Origin of the sequence: Gordonia sp. 852002-50395_SCH5434458 (assembly GCF_001665905.1) — a bacterium.
GTDB classification, from domain to species: Bacteria; Actinomycetota; Actinomycetes; order Mycobacteriales; family Mycobacteriaceae; genus Gordonia; species Gordonia jacobaea.
The window spans coordinates 1-2,125 of sequence record NZ_LZTC01000074.1; the positions used below are offsets into that span (position 1 = coordinate 1).

1 protein-coding gene is annotated in these 2,125 nt (G+C 63.5%); it reads left to right on the forward strand.

The features are described 5' to 3' along the window. Window positions 1-243 precede the first annotated feature (243 nt). Window positions 244-462 (forward strand): helix-turn-helix transcriptional regulator, encoded by a 219-nt coding sequence (locus tag A5785_RS24055; RefSeq protein ID WP_082937830.1) that lies wholly within the window; start codon window positions 244-246, stop codon window positions 460-462. Window positions 463-2,125: the final 1,663 nt, after the last annotated feature.

The window sequence follows — 2,125 nt, forward strand, 5'->3', positions numbered from 1 at the left end:
TCCGTATGCTTCACCTCCACACTGAGTGGCCGGCTACTTCGGGGGATTGTGCTCGCGTGTGGTTTACCGCGGTAAACCACCAACCTGCTCACTATGAAGCAGGTAATCGAACGCTAGAAGTTTACCGCGGTAAACCCTCCCGAACCGTCAGGCCGCACCGACGCAACCCAAGAACCGAAAGGCTGCGCGGCAAACCTTGATGTATCTTATAGTCTACAGTTACGTAGACTATAGTCAACAACTGTGTCGACTAAGAGTGAGCGAATTCGAACGGTAGGGGCCCGCGTCCGCGCCGCTCGAGTCGCAAGCGGCCAGACTCAGACCGGTCTAGCCAGCAAGGTCGGCATTCATCGGACCCGACTGTCTGCGATCGAAGCAGGCCGCGCCAACATGACAGTCGCGACACTCTATGGCCTTGCGGACAGTCTGGGCGTACCGATCACTGACCTGTTAGCTCCGTAGCGTCTTTGCTCGTGTTACCAAAGGGCACCATCGAACGTTCACGGAGGCTGTCGTCCGGGGCCACTACGTGCAGTCCGGCTATGCCCTCTCACTCGCGCTGCGCGGTGGCTAAATGCCGCAGCGAAAGGTAGCTCGGGATGGCCGCCAGCAGCCTCAAAGGCCCGGGTGGGGCTTGACGGTGTGGGGGATCGGCGAGTGCGCCGACGTAGCCGTTCCCTGATGACAAGGCTGCGGCGCACTGTCGGCGCGTGCCACGCCTCGCGCTCAGCCGTGATCACCCGCGACCGCTCTGTGCAGATCTCGGTGGCACCGCTTGCATCGGCTGCCGCTGCGAGCGTCTGAGGCCCGCGCAGCCACCTGGTACCGCGGCCCTGGCCCTGCCGTATAGCAAGGCCCAGCTTTTCAAGCACCGCTAGGAGTCGTCGGACACCGTGGGAGAGGGTGCCAGCGGGCAGGCCGGTGAGTGTGCTGAGGGTGGACGTGCTGGCTCCTGCGCCGGAGGCGGGTAGATGCGTCCAGACGGACCAGCAGGGGTGGCCTAGCTCGCCCCACAGGGCGTGGAGGATGGGGTGACGGGTTATACCCTCATTTGTGACGTCATGGCGCACATCCGTGCGGTAAATCTCAGCGGGTCGTTGGAGGCTGTAGCAGGTAGCTGAGTGCGGCGATGTGCTGCGGTCATGGGGAAGCGTGACTCTGAGGAGCCCCCGGTCGACAAGTGCGCGTAGTCTTCTGCCGGCCGTGTCGTGGCTGACGTTGAGCCATAAAGCCATATCGCGCCAGGCGATAGGACGGCTGTCGGTTCCGTGTCCGTCCGCGAAACGTTTTGTCACGCATGCGTAAGCGGCCGCGACCAGCGCAGGATCATCCCATGTAGCTATCTCGGTGAGCACGGTCCGGATCAAGTCGTCGGCCGCTGGGTCGGCGGGACGGTAGGTGGTGGCGCGTGACTTAATTGATTCCCAGTGTGCGCGGCCGCCGTCGTCTCGGGAGGCAAACTTCTCGAACGCGGGACAGCTGCGGTACCAACCTGCCGCACGTCGCCATCCACGGATTCCGTGACGCCACAACACCCACGCACCTGCTGTTGCAGCGTGTGATCGGTATCCTTCCGTCGCCGTGCGATGCAGCGTTGCCCATTCCGCCGACGTGAACGGACGCTGCGGGCGCCAGGCGCGCGGTTGATCGAGGTCTCCGTCTAACGTGGCATCGTTGCTGTCGTCAACGTTGTCGTAGCGACGCAGTGGTGCGGGTTGGGCGACGGTGCCGAGAGTGCGGCTCCGACGACCACCGGTGCTGCGGCCAGATACAGGTACCAGCACGGCGGGCAGCTCTCGGATGGCGCGATCGGCCCGCATGATCGCTGCGGTAACGGTGATCCGATTCCCGCCCTCGTCGATGGGATAGCACCAGCTCCCACCCGGCTTCAACGGTGCCGACCCCGGAAGGCGCAGAAACTGGTCTCTAGTGCGGAGGTCGAGCTCCGTAGGGGAGAGACACTCCCATGTGCGGATAGTGGTGATGCGCTCGATCAAATAGTCACGTGACGCTCGACTGGGGCAAGCGATCGCGATATGCACCGAATCCGGTGACCCCGATGCGGCGAGGTAAGCAAGTTGGGCGGCCGCGTCGTCGATGCTGTCCAGGATCGAGGTCAGCACCC